The 23,702-nt window shown below is 60.8% G+C and carries 19 protein-coding genes; 11 read left to right on the top strand and 8 right to left on the bottom strand.

The window, feature by feature from the left end; all coding sequences use genetic code 11:
• Positions 1 to 31 precede the first annotated feature (31 nt).
• Positions 32 to 877, bottom strand: coding sequence for an AAA family ATPase (locus AAIS01_RS12935; protein WP_025212404.1), 846 nt, complete (start codon positions 875 to 877; stop codon positions 32 to 34).
• A 330-nt stretch (positions 878 to 1,207) separates the two neighbouring features.
• Positions 1,208 to 2,284 carry a DUF748 domain-containing protein gene (locus AAIS01_RS12930; RefSeq protein WP_343469282.1) on the bottom strand — a complete coding sequence of 359 codons (1,077 nt, stop codon included), beginning with the start codon at positions 2,282 to 2,284 and terminating at the stop codon, positions 1,208 to 1,210.
• Positions 2,285 to 2,414: 130 nt separating this feature from the next.
• Here AAIS01_RS12930 and cysK point away from each other — a divergent pair, with 130 nt between their 5' ends.
• Entirely contained in the window at positions 2,415 to 3,389 is a 975-nt protein-coding gene (cysK, locus tag AAIS01_RS12925; RefSeq protein WP_343469281.1) for a cysteine synthase A, read from the top strand.
• Positions 3,390 to 3,557: 168 nt separating this feature from the next.
• On the opposite strand, the gene AAIS01_RS12920 is transcribed toward cysK, so the two are convergent.
• Complete coding sequence (locus tag AAIS01_RS12920; protein WP_343469280.1) at positions 3,558 to 4,475, bottom strand: DMT family transporter; 918 nt, start codon at positions 4,473 to 4,475, stop codon at positions 3,558 to 3,560.
• 130 nt (positions 4,476 to 4,605) lie between these two features.
• Here AAIS01_RS12920 and aceK point away from each other — a divergent pair, with 130 nt between their 5' ends.
• From aceK to AAIS01_RS12885, 7 genes are all read left to right on the top strand, one after another.
• On the top strand, positions 4,606 to 6,327 hold the full coding sequence (gene aceK / locus AAIS01_RS12915; RefSeq protein WP_343469279.1) for a bifunctional isocitrate dehydrogenase kinase/phosphatase: 1,722 nt from the start codon (positions 4,606 to 4,608) through the stop codon (positions 6,325 to 6,327).
• Positions 6,328 to 6,654: 327 nt separating this feature from the next.
• Entirely contained in the window at positions 6,655 to 10,566 is a 3,912-nt protein-coding gene (gene hrpA / locus AAIS01_RS12910) for an ATP-dependent RNA helicase HrpA (protein ID WP_343469278.1), read from the top strand.
• Between the two features lie 331 nt (positions 10,567 to 10,897).
• Positions 10,898 to 12,019, top strand: a complete 1,122-nt coding sequence (locus AAIS01_RS12905) for a beta-ketoacyl-ACP synthase III (protein ID WP_092397399.1) — start codon at positions 10,898 to 10,900, stop codon at positions 12,017 to 12,019.
• Positions 12,020 to 12,183: 164 nt separating this feature from the next.
• Complete coding sequence (locus AAIS01_RS12900; protein WP_343469277.1) at positions 12,184 to 12,795, top strand: RNA polymerase sigma factor; 612 nt, start codon at positions 12,184 to 12,186, stop codon at positions 12,793 to 12,795.
• Positions 12,789 to 13,025 carry an anti-sigma factor family protein gene (locus AAIS01_RS12895; protein ID WP_343469276.1) on the top strand — a complete coding sequence of 79 codons (237 nt, stop codon included), beginning with the start codon at positions 12,789 to 12,791 and terminating at the stop codon, positions 13,023 to 13,025. The genes AAIS01_RS12900 and AAIS01_RS12895 overlap by 7 nt, the downstream gene beginning before the upstream one ends.
• 295 nt (positions 13,026 to 13,320) lie before the next feature.
• The gene (locus tag AAIS01_RS12890) at positions 13,321 to 14,631 is read left to right on the top strand and encodes an OprO/OprP family phosphate-selective porin (protein ID WP_343469275.1); all 1,311 of its coding nucleotides are present in this window, start codon (positions 13,321 to 13,323) and stop codon (positions 14,629 to 14,631) included.
• A gap of 140 nt (positions 14,632 to 14,771) precedes the next feature.
• Positions 14,772 to 15,896 (top strand): GNAT family N-acetyltransferase, encoded by a 1,125-nt coding sequence (locus AAIS01_RS12885; RefSeq protein ID WP_343469274.1) that lies wholly within the window; start codon positions 14,772 to 14,774, stop codon positions 15,894 to 15,896.
• A 16-nt stretch (positions 15,897 to 15,912) separates the two neighbouring features.
• On the opposite strand, the gene aqpZ is transcribed toward AAIS01_RS12885, so the two are convergent.
• From aqpZ to AAIS01_RS12860, 5 genes are all read right to left on the bottom strand, one after another.
• Positions 15,913 to 16,602 carry an aquaporin Z gene (gene aqpZ / locus AAIS01_RS12880; RefSeq protein ID WP_343469273.1) on the bottom strand — a complete coding sequence of 230 codons (690 nt, stop codon included), beginning with the start codon at positions 16,600 to 16,602 and terminating at the stop codon, positions 15,913 to 15,915.
• A 382-nt stretch (positions 16,603 to 16,984) separates the two neighbouring features.
• Positions 16,985 to 18,817, bottom strand: coding sequence for an ABC transporter ATP-binding protein (locus AAIS01_RS12875; protein ID WP_343469272.1), 1,833 nt, complete (start codon positions 18,815 to 18,817; stop codon positions 16,985 to 16,987).
• Positions 18,818 to 18,899: 82 nt separating this feature from the next.
• Positions 18,900 to 19,463, bottom strand: coding sequence for a peptidylprolyl isomerase (locus AAIS01_RS12870; RefSeq protein WP_343469271.1), 564 nt, complete (start codon positions 19,461 to 19,463; stop codon positions 18,900 to 18,902).
• 4 nt (positions 19,464 to 19,467) lie between these two features.
• Positions 19,468 to 20,271: an alpha/beta fold hydrolase gene (locus AAIS01_RS12865; protein WP_343469270.1), complete on the bottom strand. Its 804-nt coding sequence runs from the start codon at positions 20,269 to 20,271 to the stop codon at positions 19,468 to 19,470.
• 13 nt (positions 20,272 to 20,284) lie between these two features.
• A complete protein-coding gene (locus tag AAIS01_RS12860) occupies positions 20,285 to 21,208 on the bottom strand; it encodes a PA3225 family LysR-type transcriptional regulator (protein WP_107322098.1) in 924 nt (307 codons plus the stop codon).
• A 50-nt stretch (positions 21,209 to 21,258) separates the two neighbouring features.
• On the opposite strand from AAIS01_RS12860, the gene AAIS01_RS12855 reads away from it, so the two are divergent.
• The 3 genes from AAIS01_RS12855 to AAIS01_RS12845 all read left to right on the top strand — a co-directional run bounded on the left by AAIS01_RS12855 (position 21,259) and on the right by AAIS01_RS12845 (position 23,633).
• Positions 21,259 to 21,573, top strand: coding sequence for a 3-phosphoglycerate kinase (locus AAIS01_RS12855; protein WP_343469269.1), 315 nt, complete (start codon positions 21,259 to 21,261; stop codon positions 21,571 to 21,573).
• Positions 21,574 to 21,724: 151 nt separating this feature from the next.
• Positions 21,725 to 22,324: an FMN-dependent NADH-azoreductase gene (locus AAIS01_RS12850; protein ID WP_343469268.1), complete on the top strand. Its 600-nt coding sequence runs from the start codon at positions 21,725 to 21,727 to the stop codon at positions 22,322 to 22,324.
• Positions 22,325 to 22,766: 442 nt separating this feature from the next.
• Entirely contained in the window at positions 22,767 to 23,633 is an 867-nt protein-coding gene (locus AAIS01_RS12845) for a carboxylate/amino acid/amine transporter (RefSeq protein ID WP_343469267.1), read from the top strand.
• The last annotated feature ends 69 nt before the right edge of the window (positions 23,634 to 23,702 follow it).

Here is a 23,702-nt window from a genome sequence, read left to right as displayed (position 1 = left end):
AATCGCCCTCGCTCTTGTTAAACGAAGAGGATCAGCGAGTGCCGCGGCGGCTCATGAACGCCAGGCGTTCTAGCAGTTGCACGTCCTGTTCGTTCTTGACCAGGGCACCGGCCAGGGGCGGAATGGCCTTGGTTGGATCACGCTCGCGCAGCACCGCTTCGCCGATGTTGTCGGCCATCAGCAGCTTGAGCCAGTCCACCAGTTCGGAGGTGGAAGGTTTTTTCTTCAGGCCCGGCACCTTGCGCACGTCGAAGAACACGTCCAGCGCTTCGCTGACCAGGTCTTTCTTGATGTCCGGGTAATGCACGTCGACGATTTTCTGCAGGGTGACGCGGTCGGGGAAGGCGATGTAGTGGAAGAAGCAGCGGCGCAGGAAGGCGTCCGGCAGTTCCTTCTCGTTGTTGGAGGTAATGATGATGATCGGCCGCTGTTTGGCCTTGATGGTTTCATCGGTCTCGTAGACGTAGAACTCCATCTTGTCGAGTTCTTGCAGCAGGTCGTTGGGGAATTCGATGTCGGCCTTGTCGATTTCGTCGATGAGCAGAATCACCCGCTCCTCGGACTCGAAGGCTTCCCAGAGCTTGCCTTTTTTCAGGTAGTTGCGCACGTCGTGAACCTTGTCCACGCCCAACTGCGAGTCCCGCAGACGGCTGACCGCATCGTACTCGTACAGGCCTTGATGGGCCTTGGTGGTGGACTTGATGTGCCAGGTGATCAGGCGCGCACCGAAGGATTCAGCCAGTTGTTCGGCCAGCATGGTCTTGCCGGTGCCCGGTTCGCCCTTGACCAGCAAGGGGCGCTCCAGGGTGATGGCGGCGTTGACGGCCAGCTTCAGGTCATCGGTGGCCACGTAGGCGCGGGTGCCTTCGAACTTCATCTGCAAATCCTCGAACGGTGTCGCCGGCCCGGACGAGGCGGGGCGCGCGAAATAAATGTCGTACCCGACTATAACGCGACGCCCCGCCGACTGTGAACGCAGACGCTGTATTCAGTCTCTGAATGGAGCGTCACATGTTGACTCAGTCTCGGCGGCTTGCCAGAAACGTATCGCCAATTTGCCGATACGTTTCTGGGTTCATGTTTTTCTAACGGTCAGCCGCGCTTGTGGCGAGGGAGCTTGCTCCCGCTGGGCTGCGAAGCGGCCCCAAAAGCCTACGAGCGCTGCGCACTCGAGCGGGAGCAAGCTCCCTCGCCACAGGTCACATGCCTAGTCAGCCGAAGGCGGCGGCTGCTCATACCGGGCATTGAAAGCCTGGACGAAGCCGTTGCGCAGGATCTGCAGGAAGGCTTCGAAGGCGCTGATGTTCTGCTGATGGACATTGCCGCTGAGTTCAACCCGGGTGGCGAACTGGTTCTTGCGCTGGTTTTTCAGGGCCGTTTCGCCCGCGCCCACCAAGGCTTCCCAGACCGAGCGGAAAATGTTCTTTTTTTCGTTTTCCACGTCCTGCTGCCAGTCGAATACGTCAACGTCGCGCAGCAGCGGTTTGATGTAGCCGCTGAGTTGGGCATTCTCGGCCTCTGCTTCCACCACCAGGTCGCCATGGCCAGCATTGAAATCGAATTTGCCATAGGCCGCGGCGAAGTCGTTAAGGCGCTTGAGCTCAATGTTCGTGGCGCGCAGGCGGAAGTCGAAGTCCTCGAAATCGCTCAACGGGTCAAAGGTCGCCTGCACCTCCAGTGGCGCATGTTCGGCCACCAGGGCCTTGCCCTCGAAGCGAGCGTCGCGCTTGCCTTCGGTGTCGACCACGTTGGTCAGGTTATAGAAGCTGGCATTGACGTCGGTGGCCCGCAGGTTGACGGGGGGCTTGGAATTAAAATTGCGGAACGTCACCTGGCCTTCCCGGATCCGCACTTCGTTGAAAGTGATGGGCAGCAACTTGCTCAGTTGCTCGCGCCAGTTGGTGCCCCGACCGGTCTGGGAGTTTTGCCGGTCGGCGCCGCCATCGACGAAGTTCACTTCGGGACGGACAAACTCCGCCTCGGCCACTACTGCATGGTCGTACCACAGCGAATGCCAACTGACCGACAGGTCGATCAACGGTGCTTCGACGAACGGCACCGGGACCTTGCCATCGACCTTGACGATCTCCAGGCCGTTGATCCGATAGGCCCCCCGCCAGAGCGCCAAATCCACATCGGCGACCTGGCCGCGGTAGTCACCCATGTCGGCCAATTTGTCGTTCAGATAATCGCGCACCAGATAAGGCAAGGTGAAATGCAGGGCCACCAGCACCGCAACGATGGCGGCGAGAGTCCACAGTGGCCAGCTGTATCGACGCTTCATTTCAGTCAGTCTCCAGCGTTGTTAACACATTGACTGTCGTAACAACTGGAACGTTCGGTGCAACTGGACGCCCATGGTCAACAGGCATACCTTTAAGCGCTAAATCCCCGCTGCATTAAGGACCCCAGTCATGAGCCGCATATTCGCTGACAACGCCCATTCCATCGGCAATACGCCACTGGTGCAGATCAACCGCATCGCCCCGCGCGGCGTGACCATCCTGGCCAAGATCGAAGGGCGCAACCCAGGTTACTCGGTCAAGTGCCGGATCGGCGCGAGCATGATCTGGGACGCTGAAAGCTCGGGCAAGCTCAAGTCTGGCATGACCATCGTCGAGCCCACTTCGGGCAATACCGGTATCGGCCTGGCGTTCGTGGCCGCGGCCCGTGGCTATAAGCTGATGTTGACCATGCCGGCGTCCATGAGCATCGAGCGGCGCAAGGTACTCAAGGCCTTGGGCGCGGAGCTGGTGCTCACCGAACCGGCCAAGGGCATGAAAGGTGCCATTGAGAAAGCTGCCGAAATCCTGGCCAGCGATCCCGCCAAATACTTCATGCCGCAGCAGTTCGATAACCCCGCCAACCCGGCTATTCATGAAAAAACCACCGGGCCGGAAATCTGGAACGACACCGACGGCGCTGTGGATGTGCTGGTGGCGGGCGTCGGCACCGGCGGGACCATTACCGGGGTTTCGCGATACATCAAGAACACCTGCGGCAAACCGATTCTGTCGGTGGCGGTGGAGCCTGTGGTTTCGCCAGTGATTACCCAGGCGATGGCGGGGGAGGAGATCAAACCCAGCCCCCACAAGATCCAGGGGATCGGTGCCGGGTTCGTGCCGAAAAACCTTGATCTTTCGATCGTCGATCAGGTCGAGCGGGTCACTGATGAGGAATCCAAGGCCATGGCCCTGCGCCTGATGCAGGAGGAGGGCATCCTGTGCGGCATTTCCTGTGGCGCGGCGATGGCTGTAGCCGTGCGCCTGGCGGAAAAGCCCGAAATGCAGGGCAAGACCATCGTGGTGATCCTGCCGGATTCGGGTGAGCGCTACCTGTCGAGCATGTTGTTCAGTGATCTGTTTACCGAGCAGGAGACTCAGCAGTAATCGTGCCCCCCAGCGACTGGTGAGTGAGCGTTATTGTGGCGAGGGGATTTATCCCCGTTGGACTGCGCAGCAGTCCCCAGAACAGCTCAGTCACCTCGAGGTGTCAGTTAGGGGGTCGCTTCGCAACCCAGCGGGGATAAATCCCCTCGCCACAAGGGTGGGGGATGTTCAGTTACGCTGGCCTGGGAGCGGCTCCTTGGTCGCGCTCGCCGCTGGTTTCAACACCAGCCACAACGCCGCCGCAATCAGCACGCCGCCGTACAGGTGCGCCATCCCTAACGGCTCATCCAGCAGCAACGCTCCCCAGAGCACGCCGAATGGCGGGATCAGGAAGGTCACGGTCATGGATTTGACCGGGCCCATGGAACTGAGCAGCCGGAAATACAGGATGTACGCCAGCGCCGTACACACCAGGCCCAACCCCAGCAGCGACAGCCAGACGCTCCAGCCACCCCAGCTGGGCGGAGGGTGACTGATGACGCTGTAGCCAAACAGCGGCAACAGCAACACCGTGGCGCCGAACATGCTGCCCAGGGCCGCGAGACGGCTGTCCAGTCCGCCTTGATGGTCGAGCCAGCGGCGGGCGAGGAACCCGGCGAAACCGTAGCAGGTGGTGGCAAGCAGGCAGGCGAGGGCGCCCATCAGCAGTTGCAGGTCAAAGGCCACCGGCCCCGCGCCGGTCAGGATGCCGACCCCGAACAATCCCAGGAACACCCCGCTGACCTTGGTCATGGTGAGTTTTTCGCTGAAGAACAACGCGCCGATCAACACCCCCATCAATGGCGTGGTAGCGTTGAAGATTGCCGAGTAGCCGGCCGGCAGCACCTGGGCCGCCAGCGAATAAAATGTGGCCGGAATGCCCGAGTTGATCAGGCCCAGCACCATCACGATTTTCAGCTTGCCGCGAAAATTCCAGTCGATACGCATCAATGCCAGGATCACCAGCAAGCCGACAAAAGCGATGGAGACGCGAAAAAAGGCAGTGGGGATTGTGCCAATGACAGGGGCGATAATGCGCATGAACAGGAAACTGGCGCCCCAGATAGCGGCCAATGACAGCAAACGCAGGATATCAACGGGGTTCACAGCGCATTCCTTCCTTGATCGGGTCGCAAGTGTCGCCCCGCCAAAGACCGATGGCAATGGTTGCGTTGCCGCGCGATTGGCCTCTAAGCTCAGTCGCCAATAACAAGCATGACCCGCCGAGGTTTACCCTATGCCGCAGCCATGGCCCGCCGCCGATATCGCTCGTTCGATCCTCGAAGGCTTTGACGATTACCGTGAGCATTTCCGGCAGATCACCGATGGCGCCCGCGCCCGGTTCGAGCAGGCCCGTTGGCAGGAGGCGCAAGAGGCGTCTGCGGCGCGGATCAACTTGTATGAAGAAAAAGTCTTCGAAACCGTCGCCCATTTGCGCAAGGCTTTCGAAGCCGAGGCGCTGATGGACGTCAGTTGCTGGCCGCTGGTCAAAAGCGCCTACATCAGCCTGATCGACCTGCGTTTCGACGATGAGCTGTCCGAGACCTGGTACAACTCGATCTTCTGCGGGCTGTTCAGCCATGACCTGATCAGCGACGGCACCATGTTCATCCATACCACCCGGCCCAGCCTGCGCCGCGCCCGCGCCGCCCAGACCCGTACCTACAAACCCGAGGGCCAGTTGGACCGGATGCTGGCGGCCGTCTTCGCCGATTACCGTTTCAGTGAGGATTACGCCGACTTGCCGGGCGACTTGCAGCGCCTTGAAGCCCAACTGCGGGAGAACCTGCCCGACTGGGTCTGCAAGGATCCGCAACTGACGGTGGAATTGTTTTCGTCGGTGCTCTATCGCAACAAGGGCGCCTACCTGGTGGGCCGGATCTATACGCAGGACGACCAATGGCCATTGGTGATCCCGCTGCTGCACCGCGAAGGCCGGGGCATCCAGATCGATGCGCTGATCACCGACGAGGCGCAGGTGTCGATCATTTTCTCGTTCACCCGTTCATACTTCATGGTGGACGTGCCGGTGCCGGCGGAATTCATCGGCTTTCTCAAACGCATCCTGCCGGGCAAGCACATCGCCGAGCTGTACACCTCCATCGGTTTCTACAAGCACGGCAAATCCGAGTTCTACCGGGCGCTGATCAACCATCTGGCAAACACCGACGACCAGTTCATCATGGCCCCTGGCGTGCGCGGCATGGTCATGAGCGTATTCACCCTGCCGGGCTTCAACACCGTCTTCAAGATCATCAAGGATCGCTTCTCACCGTCGAAGAACGTCGACCGCGCGACCGTGATCGAAAAGTACCGGCTGGTGAAAAGCGTCGATCGGGTCGGGCGTATGGCCGATACCCAGGAATTCGCCGATTTCCGCTTTCCCCTGGGCAAGTTCGAACCGGCATGCCTGGAGGAACTGCTGGACGTGGCACCGTCCACGGTGTCGGTGGAAGGCGACACGGTATTGATTCGTCACTGCTGGACCGAACGGCGCATGACCCCGCTGAACCTCTACCTGGAAAACGCCAACCAGGACCAGGTGCGCGAGGCGCTGGAAGACTATGGTCTGGCGATCAAGCAACTGGCGGCGGCCAACATCTTCCCCGGTGACATGCTGCTCAAGAACTTCGGCGTGACCCGCCACGGTCGCGTGGTGTTCTACGACTACGACGAAATCTGCTTTCTCACCGAAGCCAACTTCCGGCACATCCCCCAGCCGCGGACCCCGGAAGACGAAATGGCCTCCGAGCCGTGGTATTCCATCGGGCCGCTGGACGTTTTTCCCGAAGAATTCCCACCGTTCCTGTTCGCCGATGCGGGGCAGCGCAAGCTGTTCGATCAACTGCACGGCGAGTTGTACAACGCCGATTACTGGAAAAGCCTGCAAGAGGCGATTCGGGCGGGCAAGGTGATCGACGTGTTCCCGTATCGGCGTAAAGATCTGGACAGCGAATAACCTGCGTGGGTGAGTGAAGCCTCTGTGGCGAGGGAGCTTGCTCCCGCTGGGCTGCGAAGCGGCCCCAAGATCTTGCGGCTGCTGCGCAACCGAGCGGGAGCAAGCTCCCTCGCCACAAAAGCATTCTGGACGCAAATCTCCTGTGGGAGCGAGCTTGCTCGCGATAGCGGTGTATCAGTCAACATCAATGCACGCTGAACCACCGCCATCGCGAGCAAGCTCGCTCCCACAAGGGTATGGCGGTGGGCTGCTTTGCGTGTTCGGCGCAATGGCCGCAAATCTGCGACAATCGGCCCCCTGCACAAACCGACGACCCTTGCGTACCTGATGACTGACCAAGCTCCCGCTATCGACAAGCTGCTGAAAAACCTCGACCACGCCATGCTCGCTGACCGCCATCGGTTGCGGCGTCAGTTGCTCGAGCTGCGCAAGAAACCTGACGAGGCCAAGCTGGCCCAGTGGGTGACGCGCATGCAGGCGTCGTGCGATCAGGTGTTGGCGCGCAAGGCCAGCCTGCCGGTCATTCGTTACGACGACAGCTTGCCGATCGCCGCCAAGCGCGACGAAATCAAGGAGGCGCTGCTCAAGCACCAGGTGCTGATCATCGCCGGCGAAACCGGCTCGGGCAAAACCACGCAACTGCCGAAAATCTGCCTGGAAATCGGTCGCGGTCAGCATGGTTTGATCGGCCATACCCAGCCGCGCCGGATCGCCGCTCGCAGCGTGGCCAGTCGCGTGGCCGAGGAGCTGGCGACACCACTGGGCGCACTGGTGGGTTATCAGGTGCGCTTCGAAGACCAGAGCGACGCCAACACCCTGATCAAACTGATGACCGACGGCATCCTGCTGGCCGAGACCCAGAACGACCGTTACCTGGAACGCTACGACACGATCATCGTCGACGAAGCCCATGAGCGCAGCCTGAACATCGATTTCTTGCTCGGCTACCTCAAGACCTTGCTGCCACGCCGCCCGGACCTCAAAGTCATCATCACCTCGGCGACCATCGACCTGGAGCGTTTCTCCAAGCACTTCGATGACGCGCCGATCGTGGAAGTCTCGGGCCGCACCTTCCCGGTGGACACCTGGTATCGCCCGCTGACCCTGGAGCAGGATGAGGAGGGCAACCGGGTCGAGGACGACTTGACCGTCGACCAGGCGATCCTCGCCACGCTGGATGAAATCGCCGCCTTTGAGCGCAGCGAACGTCGCAGCCCCGGTGACGTGCTGGTGTTTCTGCCGGGCGAGCGGGAGATTCGCGATGCAGCCGAAATGCTGCGCAAGGCCCAGCTCAAGCACACCGAAATCCTGCCGTTGTATGCACGGTTGTCGCCCGCCGAACAACAGCGGATCTTCCAGTCCCACCCAGGCCGGCGCGTGGTGCTGGCGACCAACGTTGCTGAAACGTCGCTCACCGTGCCGGGCATCCGCTACGTGATCGACAGCGGCACCGCGCGCATCAGTCGCTACAGCTATCGTGCCAAGGTCCAGCGCCTGCCCATCGAAGCCATTTCCCAAGCCAGCGCCAACCAGCGCAAGGGCCGCTGCGGGCGGGTCGAACCGGGGATTTGCGTGCGGCTGTACAGCGAAGAGGATTTTCTCGGTCGGCCGGAATTCACCGACCCGGAGATTCTGCGCACCAACCTGGCAGCGGTTATCCTGCAGATGCTGCACCTGCGCCTGGGCGAGATCACCGATTTTCCGTTTATCGAGCCGCCGGACGGCAAGGCCATCAGCGACGGCTTCAACCTGCTGCAAGAGTTGTCGGCGGTGGACCGCAACAGCCAACTGACCCCGCTGGGCCGCCAGTTGGCGCGCTTGCCGGTGGACCCGCGCATGGGCCGCATGCTGCTGGAAGCGGCGAAGCTGGGTAGCTTGCAGGAAGTGCTGATCGTCGCCAGCGCCATGTCGATCCAGGACCCGCGCGAGCGTCCACCCGAGCGTCAGCAGGCGGCTGACCAGGCCCACGCCCAGTGGAAAGACCCCGACTCGGACTTCGCCGGGCTGGTCAATCTGTGGCGCGGTTTCGAAGAGCAGCGCCAGGCCCTGACCGCCAGCCCGCTGCGCAACTGGTGTCGCAAGAATTTCCTCAACTACCTGCGCCTGCGCGAGTGGCGCGATTCCCATCGCCAATTGAGCCTGATCTGCCGTGACATGCAGTTGAGCCTCAATAAAGAGCCGGCCGACTTCCCGAAACTGCACAAGGCGGTGCTTTCCGGCCTGCTGAGCCAGATCGGTCAGAAAACCGAAGACGGCGATTACCTGGGTGCCCGTCAACGACGGTTCTGGGTTCACCCCTCGTCAGGCCTGGGCAAGAAGCGCCCGCAGTGGCTGATGACCGCCGAACTGGTGGAAACCACCAAGCTCTATGCGCGCATGGTGGCCAAGATCGAACCGGACTGGATCGAGCCGCTGGCCGGGCATCTGATCAAGAAAAACCACTTCGAACCCCATTGGGAAAAGAAACGCGGGCAAGTGGTGGCGTATGAGCAGATCACCCTGTTCGGGCTGATCGTGGTGGGCCGTCGGCCGGTGCATTACGGGCCGGTGGACCCGGTGGTGTCGCGGGAACTGTTCATCCGCGAGGCGCTGGTGCGCGGCGAGATCCAGTCCCGGGCCAAGTGCCTGAGTGCCAATACCCAACTGCTGGAGCAACTCGACGAACTGGAAGCCAAGGCCCGCCGTCGTGACATTCTGGCGGACGAGGAAACCCTGTTCGCCTTCTACGATGCGCGTTTGCCAGCCGAAATTCACCAGACCGCGACCTTCGACAGCTGGTACCGGATCAATAGCCAGAAAGACCCGCAACTGCTGATCATGCGCGAAGAAGACGTGCTGGCCCGCGAGGCCAGTGAAGTCACTGCCGCGTACTACCCCGACACGTTGCGCGTCGGTGAGCTGACCTTGCCGCTGAGCTACCACTTCGAGCCCAACCATCCCCGCGACGGCGTGACCTTGCGCGTGCCGGCACCGCTGCTGCCCATGCTGCCGCCGGAGCGTCTGGAATGGCTGGTGCCCGGGATGATCGAAGCCAAATGCATCGCCCTGGTGCGCAACCTGCCCAAGGCCCTGCGCAAAAACTTCGTGCCCGTGCCGGACTTCGTCAAGGCCGCGCTGCAACGCATCACCTTTGCTGAAGGTTCGCTGCCGCAATCCCTGGGTCGCGAGCTGCTGCGCATGACCGGGGCACGGGTCAGCGACGAAGCCTGGGTGGAAGCGGCGCAGCAGGTGGAAAGCCATCTGCGCATGAATCTGGAAATCGTCGACGGCCAGGGCAAGTTTCTTGGTGAAGGCCGTGACTTGGCTGAACTGACGGCGCGCTTTGCCGAAGCCAGCCAGGCCGCCTTGGCCGTGCCGCAGACGGCGAAAAGCCAGGCGCCGGTGGAAGCGAAAATCTTCGCCCCGGTGGCCGAGAAAACCCAACAGAAGATCGCCGGGCTGTCGATGACGGTCTACCCGGCGCTGGTGGAAGAGGGCGGCGTGGTCAAGGAAGGCCGTTTCCCGACCCCGGCCGAAGCCGAGTTCCAGCACCGTCGCGCCTTGCAGCGCTTGCTGATGCAGCAATTGGCTGAATCGGCCAAGTTCCTGCGCGGCAAACTGCCCGGGTTGACGGAGCTGGGCCTGCTGTACCGCGAACTGGGGCGCATCGACAGCCTGGTGGAAGACATCCTTCTGGTCAGTCTCGACAGTTGCGTGCTGGAAGGCGAGCCGAGCCTGCCCCGTGATGGCGCCGCACTGGCATCCCTGGCCGAGCGCAAACGCGGCGGCTGGACCGAACACGCCGAACGCCTGGCGAAGCTGACCCTGGACATCCTCAAGCTCTGGCACGGCCTGCAAAAACGCTTCAAGGGCAAGATTGACCTTGCCCAGGCCGTGGCCCTGAACGACATCAAACAACAGCTCAGCCATCTGGTGTACCCAGGCTTTGTGCGCGAAACCCCGCATCAGTGGCTCAAGGAGCTGCCGCGCTACCTCAAGGCCATCGAGCAGCGCTTCGAGAAACTCGGCAGCCAGGTGCAGAAGGATCGGGTCTGGAGCGGTGAACTGTCGAACCTCTGGGCCCAGTACCAGGCGCGCGCCAGCAAACACGCCCAGGAAGGCAAGCGCGATCCGCAACTGGAGCTGTACCGCTGGTGGCTGGAGGAGTACCGGGTGTCGCTGTTCGCCCAGCAATTGGGCACCAAGGTGCCGATCTCCGACAAGCGCCTGAGTAAGCAGTGGGGGCAGGTGGAGGGGTGATGGTCAAGGCCACCAAACCCTTGTGGGAGCGAGCTTGCTCGCGATAGCGGTTGATCAGTCAACATCAATGCAGGCTGAACCACCGCTATCGCGAGCAAGCTCGCTCCCACAGGGTTTTGTGTGGTGAAGAAGGGACAATGGGCCAAACGCCAGCGTTTATGGCAAACTTCGCGCCTATAAATGCCGGTCCCGTGGTTTTTGAGCTTCAACGGCCACGGGCGGATCGGAATAAAGCGCTGCCAGGTCTGCTTCCCCTGGATGGGAAAAGACCCCTTGTGTGTTGGTACGTCGGTGCCAACGCTTTCTGCCTGAACAGATCAGAGACACGACCATGCATAACGTCGTCATCAGCGGCACCGGCCTGTACACCCCGGCCAACAGCATCTCCAATGAAGAGCTGGTGCAGTCTTTCAATACCTACGTCGCGCAATTCAACGCCGACAATGCCCAAGCCATCGAGCGCGGTGAAGTCGAGGCGCTGACTGAGTCCAGCGCGGCGTTCATCGAAAAAGCCTCCGGCATCAAGAGCCGCTTTGTCATGGACAAGGACGGTATTCTCGACCCGCAACGCATGACCCCGCGCCTGCCCGAGCGCTCCAACGAGGAGTGGTCGGTGCTGTGCGAAATGGCCGTCGGTGCCGCGAAACAGGCCCTGGAACGCGCTGGGCGCACCGCTGCCGACATTGATGGCGTGATCGTCGCCTGTTCCAACCTGCAGCGTCCGTACCCGGCCATCGCCATTGAGGTCCAGGAAGCCCTGGGCATCGAAGGGTTTGGTTACGACATCAACGTGGCCTGTTCCTCGGCGACGTTCGGCATCCAGGCGGCGGCCAACAGCGTACAACTGGGCCAGGCCCGGGCGATCCTGATGGTTAACCCGGAGGTGTGCACCGGCCACCTGAACTTCCGCGACCGCGACAGCCACTTCATCTTCGGCGACGCGGCCACCGCGGTGATCATCGAACGGGCGGACCTGGCGACCTCGCCGTATCAGTTCGACGTGGTCAGCACCAAGCTGCTCACCAAATTCTCCAACAACATCCGCAACAACTTCGGCTTCCTCAACCGCGCCGGGGAAGAGGGGATCGGCAGCCGCGACAAGCTGTTCGTCCAGGAAGGTCGCAAAGTCTTCCGCGACGTGTGTCCGATGGTGGCCGAGCTGATCGGCGTCCACCTGGAAGAAAATCAACTGAGTGTCGGTGAGGTGAAGCGTTTCTGGCTGCACCAGGCCAACCTGAGCATGAACCACCTGATCGTGCGCAAGCTGCTGGGTCGCGAAGCCACCGAAGAGGAAGCCCCCGTGATCCTCGACCGCTACGCCAACACCAGTTCGGCGGGTTCGGTGATTGCGTTTCACACCTACCAGGATGATTTGCCCAGCGGTTCAGTGGCCGTACTCAGCTCGTTCGGTGCCGGGTATTCGATTGGCAGCGTGATTTTGCGCAAGCATTGATCTTCTGGCGGCGACGAATTTTTTTGTGGGAGTAAGGTCATGTGGGAGCAAAGCTTGCTCGCGAAACAGGCAGCTCGGTTTATGAAGGACCGCATCGCGGGCAAGCCTTGCTCCCACATCAGCCCCCTCGCCACAACCGCAATCTATTCAGCAATGGGCGTTGAATGACCGTCAGCGACGAAACACAACTGCTCCAACGCCTCCTGGCCGGTGAGCAGCAAGCCTTCAAGGAACTGGTCAGCCTCTACCAAAGTCCGATGCGCGCCGTGGCTTACGCCATCGTGGGCAGCCGGCATGCCGACGAAGTGGTGCAGGACGCCTGGCTGTCAGTGGTGCGCAACCTCAATGGCTTCCAGGGCCGCTCCAGTCTCAAGACCTGGCTGCTGACCATCACCGCCAACGCCGCCAAGGGCCGCTACAAGCAGAACCGCCGGGAAGTGCTGCTCGATGATCTGCCGTCGCCCCACGGCACGCTTGGGGATGATCGTTTCGCCGCGGATGGCCATTGGTTGCTGGCGCCGTTCGCCTGGCATCAGGACACGCCGGAGGCGCTGCTCACCATGAGTGAACTGCGCGAATGCCTCGAACACACGCTGCTCAGCCTGTCGCAACTGCAGAGCAGTGTCTTGAGCCTGCGCGAACGTCAGGGTCTGGAACTGGAAGAAATCTGTAATCTTCTGGACATCTCGCTCTCCAACGTACGGGTGTTGTTGCATCGGGCGCGGCTGAAGGTCTTTGCCACCGTGGAACATTTCGAGGAAACCGGCGAATGCTGACCTGCAAGGAACAAGTGGCACGCTCCAGCGATTTTCTCGACGACCAATTGAGCCTGCGTGAGCGCTTGATGATGCGTCATCACTTGATGTTCTGCGCCAAATGCCGGCGTTTCATCCGCCAGATGCGCCTGATGCAGGCGACCCTCAAAAAGCTCCCTGAACCCCCGATTCCCGACCTGGATCACCTCGCCGAAAAACTCGCTGCCGAGCGCCGTAAAAACATCCGCTGAAATCACAACACCCTGCGCATCTGTGGGAGCGAGCCTGCTCGCGATAGCATTGCCTCAGTCGACATCAATGCCGGCTGATTCACCGCTATCGCGAGCAGGCTCGCTCCCACAAGTTCTGCGGCGGGTTCAGTTGGATTGGTTATTCCCTTTCGAAGTAAAAAGTTCCCCTGTCATAAAATCTTTATCTGACAGCAACTGCGCTGACACAACCCACCGCCAAGATCCCCTCCAACACCAGCGGGCTCAGTTCCGCGTGTTTTCTAACGGCATAGACTACCAACAGGGGAATTCTTCGATGATCCGTAAGCACTTCGCAGGTGTTGCCGCCAGCGCACTGGCAATGGCAGTAACCGCCCAGGCTTTCGCCGGCACCGTGACTACCGACGGCGCCGATATCGTGGTCAAAACCAAGGGCGGCCTTGAGGTCGCTACCACTGACAAAGAGTTCAGCTTCAAGCTTGGCGGTCGTTTGCAGGCTGACTACAGCCAGTTTGACGGTCTCTACACCGACAATGGCAATTCGGCCGACGCCGCTTACTTTCGTCGCGCTTTCCTGGAACTGTCCGGTGTGCTGTACACGGATTGGGCCTACACCATCAGCTACGACTTCTCTCATAACGCCGGCAGTTCAGACGACGGTTACTTTGACGAAGCGTCCATGGCCTACAACGGCTTCAAGCCGGTCTCGATCAAATTCGGTCGTTTTGACCCGGATTTCGGCCTGGAAAAAGCCACCAGTTCCAAGTGGGTGACCGCGCCGGAGCGTAACGCCGCCTACGATCTGATCGACTGGGCCAACGGCCACCAGAACGGTCTGGGTCTGCAAGCGTCCAGCACCTTCGCTGATTCGTTCTATGCCTCCGCTGGCGTATTCGCCAAGGACAACAACGATACCGACGGCGACAGCGTCAAACAGGTCAACGGTCGCTTCGTATTCGCGCCGATGCACGATTCCGGCAATGTCCTGCACTTCGGCGTGAACGTCGCTTCCCGTGACGTCTCCGACACCGTGTTCGATGCACGCTATCGTTCCCGCCTGGGCATGCGTGGTGTGGAAACACTCGGCGGCAACGATGCTGGCCCTAACGGCAACCGTCCGTTGCTGGGTGGCGCCAACAACTCGCCGGCCGGTTCGTACGACACCGACACCGCGTTCGGCCTGGAAGCCGCTTTCGCCATGGGCCCAGCCTCGATCCAGGGTGAATACATCTCCCGCAAGACCAAGGCCGACGACAGCGCCTTTGAAGACATCAAAGGTCACGGCTTTTATGTACAAGGCGCCTACACCCTCACCGGTGAGTCCCGCGGCTATAAAATCGGCAAGTTCGACGCGATCAAGCCCGCCAACAAGTCCATTGGCGCCTGGGAAGTGTTCTATCGCTACGACAGCATGACCGTCGAAGACGACAACATCACCACCGCCTCCGCGACCCGTGACGTGGGTGATGCCGAAGCCAAAGTGCATAACCTGGGCGTGAACTGGTACGCCAACGAAGCCGTGAAAATCTCCGCTGCTTATATCAAGGCCAAGGCCGACAACGTGACCAATGCCAACGGCGACGACGATGGCGACGGTTTCGTGATGCGCGCCCAGTACGTGTTCTAAGTCACGCTGACTTGATACAGCGCTTCACCTTTCATCCGTTATAGCTCCTTTGAACCCCGCCTCTGGCGGGGTTTTTTTTATCTGTCCGGTCAGAATCGGCGATACTCGCGCCATCCGCATTCTGGATCTCGGGGAACTGCATGCCGCTACACGTTCTGGACAGCCTGTCCGCCATCGCGCCGCACGAGTGGGACGCACTGGTGCCGGCCAATCAACCCTTCCTGCGCCATGCCTTCCTCACGGCCCTTGAAGACAGTGGCAGCCTGGGCCCGCAATCCGGCTGGCAGCCCGAGCACTTACTGCATATTGAAGACGGTCGTTTGCTGGCGGCTCTGCCCAGTTATCGCAAATGGCATTCCTACGGCGAATACGTGTTCGACCACGCCTGGGCCGACGCCTGCGCCCGGGCCGGGATCGACTATTATCCCAAGCTGCTGACGGCGGTGCCGTTCAGCCCGGTCAGTGGTCCACGGTTGCTGGCGGCGAGTGGGGAAGACGGGTTGGAGTTGCTTGGCAGCCTGCCGGGTTATCTGGAAATCGAATCGCTTTCCAGCGCCCACATCAACTTCACCGATGCCTTCACCGACGCAGCGTTGGCCGGGCAACCGGGCTGGCTGCAGCGGATCGGCTGCCAATATCACTGGCAGAACCGCGGTTATCGGGACTTTCAGGACTTTCTCGACGCGCTCAGTTCCCGCAAGCGCAAGCAGATGCGCAAGGAGCGTGAACAAGTGGCGGGGCAGGGCATCGAGTTCCAATGGCTGGAAGGTCAGCAACTGGACCAGGCCCAGTGGGATTTTGTCTACGCCTGTTACGCCAACACTTACGCGGTGCGTCGGCAAGCGCCGTACCTGACCCGGAGTTTTTTCAGCCTGCTGGCCGAGCGCATGCCCGAGGCCATTCGCGTGGTGTTGGCCAAGCAAGGTTCACGGCCGGTGGCGATGGCGTTCAGCCTGGTGGGTGGTGACAGTTTTTATGGGCGTTACTGGGGTTGCCTGGCGGAGTTTGATCGCCTGCACTTCGAGACCTGTTTCTATCAGGGCATGGACTATGCGATTGCCAACGGACTGCAGCGTTTCGATGCCGGTGCCCAGGGCGAGCACAAACTGATTCGCGGTTTCGAGCCGGTGATCACCCGTTCCTGGCACTACTTGCGCCATCCTGGCCTGAAGGCGGCGGTTGCCGATTTTCTGATCCGGGAGCAGGAGGGCGTGCTGGCGTACGCCGAAGAAGCGAAGACCGCACTGCCCTATCGGCAGTGCTGATCTTCGCCGGGGTGGCTCAGCTGTTTTCCTTGCCCAGCCAGCGGTAAGACACACCGCCGACGACAGCGCCCAGCAGCGGTGCCACCCAGAACAGCCACAGTTGCTCGATGGCCCAGCCGCCGACGATCAGCGCCGGACCGGTACTGCGGGCCGGGTTGACGGAGGTGTTGGTGACCGGGATCGAGATCAGGTGAATGAGCGTCAGGGCCAGGCCGATGGCAATCGGTGCCAGTCCGGCCGGTGTACGTTTATCGGTGGCGCCGAGGATGATCAGGATGAACATTGCCGTCATGACCAGCTCGGTCACAAAACCGGCCACCATGGAATACTGACCGGGTGAATGTTCGCCGTAACCGTTCGCCGCCAGGCCGGAAGCGGCCAGGTCGAAGCCTTCTTTGCCGCTGGCAATGAAGTAGATCAACGCGGCGGCCAGCACCCCACCCATGAGCTGGGCAATGATGTAGGCGGGCAGTTCCTTGGCCGGAAACCGCCCGCCCACGTACAAGCCCACCGACACGGCCGGGTTCAGGTGGCAACCCGAGATATGGCCGATGGCGAAGGCCATGGTCAACACCGTCAGGCCGAACGCCAGGGCAACCCCCAGCACGCCAATCCCGGAAGCGGCCAATACAGCGCTGCCACAGCCGCCCAATACCAGCCAGAACGTACCCAACAACTCAGTCGTTGAACGTTTGAGTAAAGACATAAGCATCCTTGATAAAACAGTCGTGATAATCGAAGAACGTTGTGACAAATCCAGAGGCATTAAAAAACCGCCAGAGTCATGGACTGTGGCGGTTTTGGCCATGGACGGTGGAAAGTATGTCGCTGTGGTGTGCGCAGGATGGTTCCTGGACAGATTTTTTCAGAAAGGCTTGGGACTGCATTGCGCAGAAGTAGAGCAAAGCGCGGTCAGCTTTTGTGGCGAGGGGATTTATCCCCGCTGGGTCGCGTAGCGACCCCACAGCAGTTGCATATAATCGGTCTGGTACACCGTGGTGCAAGTTTTTGGGGCTGCTTCGCAACCCAACGGGGATAAATCCCCTCGCCACAGGTTCTGTGATGGTCCAAGCATCCTCATCACCGGTTCAGTCGATCCCGACAAAGCCCCCGGTCTGATGCTGCCACAACCGCGCATACAACCCGCCATGGGCCAGCAGTTCGGCGTGGCTGCCGGTCTCGGCGATGCGGCCGTTTTCCAGCACCACCAGCCGGTCCATCCGCGCGATGGTGGAGAGGCGGTGGGCGATGGCGATCACGGTCTTGCCTTGCATCAGGGTCTCGAGGCTTTCCTGGATCGCCGCCTCGACTTCCGAGTCCAGCGCTGACGTCGCTTCGTCCATGATCAGGATCGGCGCGTCCTTGAGCAGCACACGGGCAATGGCGATGCGCTGGCGTTGGCCGCCGGACAGCTTCACCCCGCGTTCACCCACATGGGCATCAAAACCGCTGCGACCTTCGGCATCCGACAGCAATGGAATGAACTCATCGGCCCGGGCCTTGTGCACGGCTTCCCAGAGTTGCGCATCGGTGGCGTCGGGCTTGCCGTAAAGCAGGTTGTCGCGAATCGAGCGATGCAGCAGCGAGGTGTCCTGGGTGATCATGCCGATGCGCTCGCGCAGGCTTTCCTGGCCCACTTCTGCGATGTCCTGGCCGTCGATGAGGATGCGCCCGCCTTGCACGTCATAGAGGCGTAGCAGCAGGTTTACCAAGGTGGATTTACCCGCGCCGGACGGGCCGATCAGGCCGATTTTTTCCCCAGGCTTGATCACCAGGTTCAGGTCGCTGATCACACCGCTTTTCTTGCCATAGTGGAAATCCACATGCTCGAAGCGCACTTCGCCACGGTTCACCGCCAACGGTTTGGCCTGGTCGCGGTCAGTGACGCTGACGGGCTGGGCGATGGTCTGCAGACCGTCCTGAACCATGCCGATGTTTTCGAATATCCCGTTGACCACCCACATGATCCAGCCGGACATGTTGACGATGCGGATCACCAAGCCGGTGGCCAGGGCAATCGCACCCACGCTGATCAGCGACTGGGTCCACAGCCACAGGGCCAGCGCCGTGGTGCCGACGATCAGCAGCCCATTCATGCTGGTAATGACCACGTCCATGCTGGTCACCACGCGGCCGGCCAATTGGGCTTTTTCGGTCTGCTCTTTGATGGCTTCGCGGGCGTATTGCTGTTCAAAGTTGGTGTGGGCGAACAGCTTCAGCGTGGTGATGTTGGTGTAGCCGTCGACGATCCGCCCCATGAGCTTGGAGCGGGCATCGGACGACACGACGGAGCGCTCCTTGACACGCGGCACGAAGTAACAGAGCGCGCCGATGTAAGCGGCGATCCACATCAGCAGCGGGATCATCAGGCGCCAGTCGGCTTCGGCAAACAGCACCAATGAGCTGATGGCGTAGATCAGCACGTGCCACAGCGCGTCCACGGCCTGCACGGCGGAGTCGCGCAGGGAGTTGCCGGTCTGCATGATGCGCTGGGCGATGCGTCCGGCGAAGTCGTTCTGGAAAAAATTCAAGCTCTGCTTGAGCACGTAGCTGTGGTTTTGCCAGCGGATCAGGCTGGTCATGCCTGGACTCAGGGTCTGATGCACCAGCAGGTCATGCAAGGCCACGAAGATCGGCCGAAAGACCAGCGCCACCACGGCCATCCACGCCAGTTCGACGCCGTGAACCTTGAAGAAATCTACATTGGGTGTGCCCTGGGTCAGGTCGATGATGCGGCTCAGGTAGCTGAACAGCGCCACTTCGATCAGCGCGCCAATCAGGCCCACCACCAGCAGTACGGCGAAGCTGGGCCAGACTTGTTTCAGGTAATAGGTGTAGAAGGGCAGGACGCGGTTCGGGGGGGCCGAGGTCGGGGCGTCGCGGAAAATGTCGATCAGTGTTTCGAAACGGCGATAAACCATGGGGTGCATAGCCCGGGCAGGGCTCTCCTTTTTTCCTGTGAGCGGCGCGCGATCGCCGCCGCTCAGGCTTGCCCTGTGCTGTTTAGTCGATGCGTTTGGCCGACTTGATGATCACAGGGTCGACCGGCACGTTTTGCATGCCTTGTTTGGTGGTGGTCTGGGAGTTGACGATGATGTCCACCACGTCCATGCCCTTGACCACTTTGGCGAACACCGCGTAACCGGCGTCACGGCCCGGGTCGAGGAAGGCGTTGTCGGCCACGTTGATGAAGAACTGGCTGGTGGCCGAGTTCGGGTTGGAAGTGCGCGCCATCGACAAGGTGCCGCGAACGTTGTGCAGGCCATTGCTGGCTTCGTTCTTGATCGGTGCCTTGGTGTCTTTCTGTTGCATCTGCTGGGTGAAACCGCCGCCCTGGGCCATGAAACCGGGGATCACGCGGTGGAAAATCGTGTTGTTGTAGAAGCCGCTGTCGACGTATTCAAGGAAGTTCTTGGTACTGATGGGTGCCTTGACCGGATCCAGTTCGATTTCGATCTGACCGTTGGTGGTGTCCAGCAATACGTGGGGCGCCTTGGTTGGCTGCGCGGCCATCAGGTTGGCGGCAAACAGGACGGAGCCGGCGGCGAGGGCGATTTTTTTCAGCATGGGTTCAGTGATCCTGAGTAGTTGAGTCGATTGCGGTCAAAAATTCGAGCAGGGTTTGGTTGAAGCGTTCGGGTTGATCCAGCGGGGTCGCGTGCCGTGAGTCGGCAATGACCACCAGTCGGGCGTCCGGCAGCAGCTTTACATAGGCTTCTTTCAGTGCCACGGGGGTGTAGTCGTGGTCGGCGCAAATGACCAAGGTTGGACAGACCACCTGCGCCAGTCGTTCCTGAACGCCCCAGCCCACGATGGCGTCGAAGCTGGCGAGATAAGCACGTTTGTCGTTTTTTGCCCAGCGTCGGGCCATTTCCAGGCGTAACGCGGTTTGTTCCGGTTTCGGAAACAACTTGGCGCCCAAGGCCTTGCCAATGGTTTCGAGGCTCAGGAGGCGCATCAGGCTCCAGCGCTTGAACCATTGCCAGCAGTCATCCAGCGTGCGGACTTTGACCTGCGGCGCGCTGTTGACGATACACAGGCTCTTGACCCGCCCGGGTTCGTCCACCGCCAGTTGAAAGCAGATCATGCCGCCCATGGACCAGCCCACCAGATGCACCGGGCCCAGGTCCAGGTGTTCGATCAGGGCGATCAGGTCGGCGCTGAAACCTTCGATGCTGTAGGACCCACGGGGTTTGTCGGAGCGTCCATGGCCGCGCACGTCCACCACGATCAGGTGGTAGTGGGCGGACAATACCGGGATCTGCTTTTCCCAGTCACGGGTGCTGGAGCCCAGCCCGTGGACCAGGATCAAGGGTGCGCCGTGGCCGTATTCCTCGTAGTGCAGGTTGCAGTCTTCGTGGGCGAAGTAGGCCATTGGCAAAGTCCTGTCAGGCTTGTTCAGGGGCGGCGAACGGCGCATCCAGCGGCGCAGTGTCGAAGGTGCGCAGCAGCTCAATGAGGATTTGCGTGGCCGGGCCCAGGGGTTTTTCCTTGTTTGAAAAAAGATAGAACGTGGAATTGCGGGTGCCGCCTTGCTCCAAGGGTAGACGCTTGAGCAAGCCTTCCTTGAGTTCCCGCTCGATCATATGCCGTGGCAGCCAGGCGAAGCCCAGGCCGCTGCCGACGAATGTCGCGGCGGTGGCCAGGCTGCCGACGGTCCAGCGTTGCTCGGCGCCCAGCCACCCGACATCACGGGGTTGCTGGCGACCGGAGTCGCGGATTACCACCTGCAATTGGCTTTCCAGGTCCTGGAAGTTCAGCTCGCGGTTGAGGCGGTGCAGGGCGTGTTCGGGATGGGCCACCGCGACGAACTCAACATCGCTCAGTTCGGCGCCCAGGTAACCGGGAATGCTGAAGCCGCTGATGGCCAGGTCCGCCACGCCTTCGAGCAGCACTTCCTCGACACCTGACAGCACCTCTTCGCGCAGGCGCACCCGACAGCCACGGCTTTGCGGCATGAACGCGGTCAAGGCACGTACGAGGCGGGCGTTGGGATAGGCGGCGTCGACCACCAGCCGCACTTCCGCTTCCCAACCTTGCTCCATGTGATGGGCCAGGTCTTCCAGCTGGCTGGCTTGTTTGACCAATTGACGGGAACGACGCAGCAGTACGCCGCCGGCTTCGGTCAGTACGGCCTTGCGCCCATCGATGCGCAGCAACGGTACGCCGAGCTGGTCCTGCATGCGCGCCACGGTGTAACTCACCGACGACTGGGAGCGGTGCAGCACCTCGGCAGCCTGGGCGAAACCGCCGTGGTCGACCACCGCTTGCAAGGTTCGCCATTGATCCAGGGTCACGCGGGGCGCTTTCATATTGAGCTCCTCTTGTCCTAAGCTGGCGGTCCCTTGGTGGAGACTGCCTAATGAAAAAAATCTGTTGTGTGCTGCTGGCGCTGTTGCCGCTGACTGCGTTTGCCTACCCGATCGATGTGGAAAAACACCTCAATGGCCTGAGCATCGACTCCACCGCCTATGACACCGATGCCGACATCGGTTCCATCCAGGTCAACAACTACGGCAGCACCGATGCGGCCTGCACCGTGGTGTTTCGCAATGGTCCCGAAGCGCCGCGTACCCGCAAGATCGAAGTCGCCGCCGGCAAATTCAAAAACGCCACCGCCAAGTTCAACCGCAACATCATCAAGCTGCGCATCACCCTGACCTGCCGGCCCAAATAGGCCGGTGGCGCCGTAGCGAGCCAATCCGTGCTCCGCTTATAAACGAATTTATCGATGTTTTGCAGCAATTATTTGCGCTTTTTGATCGATGTAACCATGTTTAATCTTCACTCCATCGACTGACAACATTCTCCGATGGAGGCTACATCCCATGTCCCGCGTTCTGATCATCGAAAGCAGTGCCCGCCAGCAAGACTCGGTTTCGCGTCAATTGACCCAGACCTTCATCAGCCAGTGGAAAGCCGCGCACCCGGCCGACGAAATCAGTGTTCGTGACCTGGCCGTCAATCCGGTGCCGCACCTGGACGCCCATCTGCTGGGTGGCTGGATGAAGCCCGTCGAGCAGCGCAACGACATCGAAAACGCCTCCCTGGAACGCTCCAACCAGTTGACCGATGAATTGCTGGACGCCGACGTACTGGTGATGGCCGCGCCGATGTACAACTTCGCCATCCCCAGTACCCTGAAAGCCTGGCTGGACCACGTACTGCGTGCCGGTGTGACTTTCAAGTACACCCCCACCGGCCCCCAGGGCCTGCTGACTGGCAAACGTGCCTTCGTGCTGACCGCTCGCGGCGGCATCCACGCTGGCGCCAGCTCCGACCACCAGGAACCCTACCTGCGTCAGGTCATGGCTTTCATCGGCATTCACGACGTGACCTTCATCCATGCCGAGGGCATGAACCTGGGCGGTGATTTCCAGGAGAAGGGCTTGAATCAGGCCAACGCCAAGCTGTCCCAGGTCGCCTGATCCGTTAATCCTCAGGTAATCGCCAGGTGGTCTAGTGGCCTGGCGCTCCCTTCAAGTTGTTTTGCGCATCGAACCTCCCTTGGCACTTGTTGCTCCTGAGTGCAGTCGCCCGATTGAACGCTTTAGCGAGATCGGGCTTTTTTTTGCCTGCGATTCCAGGCCAGCCACATAACCCTGTGGGAGCGAGCTTGCTCGCGATGGCGGAATGTCAGGTAGCATCTATGTCTCTGATGCACCGCTATCGCGAGCAAGCTCGCTCCCACATGGGCGGTGTGGTGAGCACTGTCTCGCGGTCACCGCCAAACTCTGTGGGAGCTGAGCTTGCTCGCGATGGCGGTGGGTCAGCTTGCATAGATCTATGAATGTCCCGACACCATCGCGAGCAAACTCGCCCCAACAGCTCAAAACCGCTATCTTCGCCGCCATCCGAAACGAGGGGCGTATGGGCTATCTACTTTTTGTGACGCTGATTCAGGCGTTTTCCTTCAGCCTGATTGGCGAATACCTGGCCGGGCATGTCGACAGTTACTTTGCGGTGCTGGTACGGGTTGTGCTGGCGGGGCTGGTGTTCATTCCGCTGACCCGCTGGCGCCAGGTGGAACCGTCGTTCATGCGTGGCATGCTGTTGATTGGCGCCTTGCAGTTCGGCGTGACCTACGTGTGCCTGTACTTGAGCTTCCGTGTGCTGACGGTGCCCGAGGTGCTGCTTTTCACCATCCTGACGCCGTTGCACGTGACCCTGATCGAAGACGCGCTCAATCGTCGCTTCAATCCCTGGGCCCTGATCGCGGCGCTGGTGGCGGTGGCTGGTGCGGCGGTGATTCGTTACGACCGGATCACCCCGGATTTCTTCATGGGCTTTTTGTTGCTGCAACTGGCCAACTTCACCTACGCGGCCGGGCAGGTGCTGTACAAACACCTCGTCGCCCGCCATCCCAGCGACCTGCCGCACTACCGGCGTTTCGGCTACTTCTACCTCGGCGCACTGGCGGTGGCGTTGCCGGCCTTCCTGCTGTTCGGCAAGGCCGACTTCTGGCCTGAGGCACCTCTGCAGTGGGGCGTACTGATATTCCTCGGCCTGGTCTCCACCGCGTTGGGGCTGTACTGGTGGAACAAAGGCGCGTGCATGGTCAACGGCGGCACGCTGGCGGTGATGAACAACCTGCATGTACCGGTGGGGCTGCTGGTCAACCTGCTGATCTGGAACCAGCACGAAGAGCTGGGACGGTTGCTGCTGGGCGGGTCGGTGATACTGGCGGCGGTGTGGATCAGTCGGTGGGGGGTACGCCAACCGTTGCCCGCACACTGATGAACCTTGTGGGAGCGAGCCTGCTCGCGATGGCGGTATGTCAGTCAACATATCTATGACTGTTACACC

The organism is Pseudomonas halotolerans (assembly GCF_039581215.1).
GTDB lineage: Bacteria > Pseudomonadota > Gammaproteobacteria > Pseudomonadales > Pseudomonadaceae > Aquipseudomonas > Aquipseudomonas tehranensis.
This window is presented reverse-complemented; position numbering and strand designations above follow the sequence as displayed.